The sequence below is a fragment of the Mesorhizobium sp. M0664 genome (assembly GCF_040320565.1).
Classification (GTDB): domain Bacteria; phylum Pseudomonadota; class Alphaproteobacteria; order Rhizobiales; family Rhizobiaceae; genus Mesorhizobium.
Genome location: NZ_JAMYPW010000096.1, coordinates 1 through 3,689 on the forward strand (window position 1 = coordinate 1; position 3,689 = coordinate 3,689).

The following is a 3,689-nucleotide window of genomic DNA, read 5'->3' on the forward strand; positions in this document are numbered from 1 at the left end:
GTTGAAAGCGTTGCTGTTGTCGGATGAGGACGGCTTTCGCCAGGCATTGCAGAGTGTCGTGCAGGAGGTTCTTGAAGCCGAGATGGACTTCCGCCGTGATCGCAGCTGTAAAATTCAAACGACCGGATTCGGACCTTAATGGGTCTTCCGCCAGAGTAATTGAAGGCTAAGCCCTGACCCTATTCGGACTCCCGGTGTCCGCAGCACGAATGCGCGCTATCAGCGGAAAACTTGACATAAGGCCACTTCGTGGCGGGCCGTGCGGGATGAAGATGAGAACTTTGTCTACTCTATAGCCCTCTAACGCCGCTATGAATCTGCGCGATAGTGGCCGCCAATGCGCGAGCCCGCGGGCGTCCCACCGGCAGATAGTTGGCGGCAGTGACGACTAGGCTGCGTCTGGTGCGCAGGTTACCATTCACGAATCGACGATAATGCAAACAATCGGAGCATCGTCTGCGCCCTTCTTGGGGGAAGGTATCATATTTTCGGTGCAGTCTTGTCGCGGAATTGCTCCGCCACCCAGTCGATGAACACTCGCAGCCGCGGCGACAGCTGGTGCTTGTGCGAATAGAGCGCGTGAACTGGCAAGGGCGTCGGTGGGAAGTTGGCTAGGACTTCGATAAGCGCGCCGCTCGCCAGCTCCGAGACTACACGATAGCGCGGCACCTGAATGAGCCCAAGGCCAAGACAGGCGGCGGCAACGTTCGTCTCCGGGCCGGTCACCGTCATCATGGCAGGCAGCGTGATGCGGTTCACTTTTCCTTTCACGAGGAAAGCGAGAGGGACGACCTCGGTCGTGTCGGGCGCAAGCAGCCCGATCATTTCATGGCCATTAAGGTCGTCGGGTGTGTTCGGCATGCCCAGCCGATTAAGATAGTCCGGACTGGCAAAGGTGCCCCGCTCCAGAATAGCCAGCCGCCGCCTGATTAGCGCGCTGTCGGCCAGCTCGCCCGCTCTCAGGATGCAGTCGAACCCTTCCCGGATCAGGTCCACGGGCTGATGCGCCTCGCTGAAATGCAGGCGGATGTCGGGGTACATTTCGCGAAAGCGCGGCAGACCGGGCAACAGGAAGTGCCGCGCTTGGGTGCCATGCACGTCCACGCGGATGAGGCCTGACGGCTTAGCGCCGACGAAAGCGCCCTCGGCATCCTCCAGGTCAGCGATAAGGCTGACGCATCGTTGGTAATAGGCCTCGCCATCCAGTGTGGGGCTGACCTGACGGGTGGTCCGCTGCAACAGCCGCACACCGAGCCGCGCCTCCAGCCCTTGCACGGCATCTGTCACGGATGAACGCGGCAGACTGAGGTCATCGGCAGCCTTGGTAAAGCTCCTGCGTTCGACGATGCGAGTGAAGACGCGCATGGCGTCGAAACGATCCATAATACGACCTGTCGGATAGTGATGCCGGATAATGCATGATTATCTGCATAAGCGAAAGGTGCATCTGTCTGTCATCAGGAGCCACAACGACACCCAAAGAAGGAGACAGACAATGACCGATCAGACACAGAAGGTTGCCATCGTGACCGGCGCCTCGGGCGGCATCGGCGCGGCCGTCGCCGAACGCCTCGGCAAGGACGGCTTCACCGTGGTGGTGAACTACGCCGGCAACGCCGCCTCGGCGGATGCGGTGGTCGCCAGGATCGAAGCGGCGGGCGGCGGGCGGGCGGTTACTGCGCAGGCCGATATTTCAGACGCACAAGCCGTACGCCGCATGTTCGATTCCGCCGAGACCGCTTTCGGCGGCGTTGACGTGCTGATCAACAATGCCGGCATCATGAATCTGGCGACGATCGGTGAGAGTGATGATGCGCTGTTCGATCGCCAGATCGCGATCAACCTGAAGGGCACGTTCAACACGCTGCGCGAAGCGGCCAAGCGCCTGCGCGACGGTGGTCGCATCGTCAACTTCTCCTCAAGTGTCGTGGGGCTGCTGCAGCCTACCTATGGCGTCTATGCCGGCACCAAGGCCGCGGTCGAGGCCATGACTCCCATTCTCGCGAGGGAATTGCGGGGCCGGAACATCACCGTCAACGCGATCGCCCCCGGACCGACCGCCACGAAGCTCTTCCTCGACGGCAAGCCGCAGGAGCTGATCGACCGCCTCGCGAAGCTGGCGCCGCTTGAACGTCTCGGCCAGCCCGAAGACATCGCCAACGCCGTCGCCTTCCTGGCGGGGCCAGACGGCTCATGGATCAACGGCCAGATATTGCGCGCCAATGGCGGGATCATTTGATCGCAGCCGACCGCCAAAGACCAAAACACAGCCATAAGTTCATCCAAATCCAGAAGAAAGACCATCACCATGTCCAAGCAAGTCATTCTCGTCACCGGCGCCTCGTCGGGCTTCGGCCTCATGACCGCACGCGCCCTGGCCGAAGCCGGCCACTCGGTCTATGCCTCCATGCGCGAGACCGAAGGCCGCAACGCGCCTCGCGTCGCCGAAGTAGCCGCCTGGTCGAAGGAGCATGGCCTCGACCTGCGCACCATCGAGTTGGACGTCCAGTCCGACACCTCGGCGGAGACCGGTATCGCTCATGTTCTGAAGGACGTAGGCCGGCTCGACGTCATCGTCCACAATGCCGGGCATATGGTATTCGGCCCTGCCGAGGCCTTCACCCCGGACCAGTTCATCCAGCAGTACGACGTCAACGTGCTGGGCGCGCAGCGGGTTAATCGCGCCGCGCTGCCGCACATGCGCGGCCAGGGCAAGGGTCTGCTGGTCTGGGTCGGCTCGTCCTCGACGCGCGGCGGCACGCCGCCCTTCCTGGCGCCCTACTTCGCCGCCAAGGCGGCCATGGACGCCCTGGCGGTGTCCTATTCGACTGAACTGGCCCTGTGGGGCATCGAGACGACGATCATGGTGCCAGGCGCCTTCACCAAGGGCACCAACCACTTCGCACACTCCGGTTCGCCGTCCGATACGGCCCGAGTCGCAGAGTATGAATCCGGCCCCTACGCCGGGATCGCCGACAAAGCGCTGAAGGGCCTAGCGGACCTGGAACCCGCCGACGCCGATCCGGCACAAGTGGCCCGCGAGATCGTTCGCGTCGTCGGCGCGCCCTTCGGCAAGCGTCCGTTCCGGGTCCACGTCGATCCGTCGCAAGACGGGGCCGAGATCGTCAATGGCGTCGCCGACCGCATGCGCCGTGAGATGTACCGCAACATCGGCCTGGAAGTCCTGCTCACGCCCCGCGTCGCCTGACGCAGAATGCCTCGCCGACGGACCGCGCAGATACGGCTTATCTGCGTCTCAAGTATGAGGAGATGCCTGTTATGAAGGCTGTTGGATACAAAACGCCCGCCCCGATCACCGACGAAGCCTCGCTCGTCGGCATCCAACTGCCCAAGCCCATACCGGCATCCGGATTTCGCCGGTCTCGCCCGCCAACGGCGTCTCGAGCAGCGCGCCCCAGGCGCAGTTCGACTTATCGTCGATCAACTCGATGCTTTGGGCATCGTCTATATCCATGTCGTCGAGGGCGCCACGGGCGGATCGCGATGTCGCGCCGTTCGACTTCGGATCGCTCCGCCGGCGCTTCAACAATACCTATATCGCCAATAACGGCTATGACCTCGACCTCGCGGCGTCGCGGTTCGGCGAGGGCAAGGCGGACCTCTTCGCCTTCGGGCGCCCGTTCATCGCCAATCCCGACCTTGTGGAACGGCTGAAGACGCGCACGCCG

At 62.8% G+C, this 3,689-nt stretch carries 4 protein-coding genes; 3 read left to right on the plus strand and 1 reads right to left on the minus strand.

The features are described 5' to 3' along the window. Positions 1–480 precede the first annotated feature (480 nt). A complete protein-coding gene (locus NKI39_RS33995; protein ID WP_352837503.1) occupies positions 481–1,383 on the minus strand; it encodes a LysR family transcriptional regulator in 903 nt (300 codons plus the stop codon). A gap of 112 nt (positions 1,384–1,495) precedes the next feature. Here NKI39_RS33995 and NKI39_RS34000 point away from each other — a divergent pair, with 112 nt between their 5' ends. From NKI39_RS34000 to NKI39_RS34010, 3 genes are all read left to right on the plus strand, one after another. Beyond that, the gene (locus NKI39_RS34000) at positions 1,496–2,239 is read left to right on the plus strand and encodes an SDR family oxidoreductase (protein WP_352837506.1); all 744 of its coding nucleotides are present in this window, start codon (positions 1,496–1,498) and stop codon (positions 2,237–2,239) included. Between the two features lie 69 nt (positions 2,240–2,308). Beyond that, the gene (locus NKI39_RS34005; protein WP_352837509.1) at positions 2,309–3,208 is read left to right on the plus strand and encodes an SDR family oxidoreductase; all 900 of its coding nucleotides are present in this window, start codon (positions 2,309–2,311) and stop codon (positions 3,206–3,208) included. A 163-nt stretch (positions 3,209–3,371) separates the two neighbouring features. Further along, positions 3,372–3,689, plus strand: a 318-nt coding sequence (locus tag NKI39_RS34010; protein WP_502898655.1) for an oxidoreductase, incomplete at its 3' end; no start/stop codon positions are given.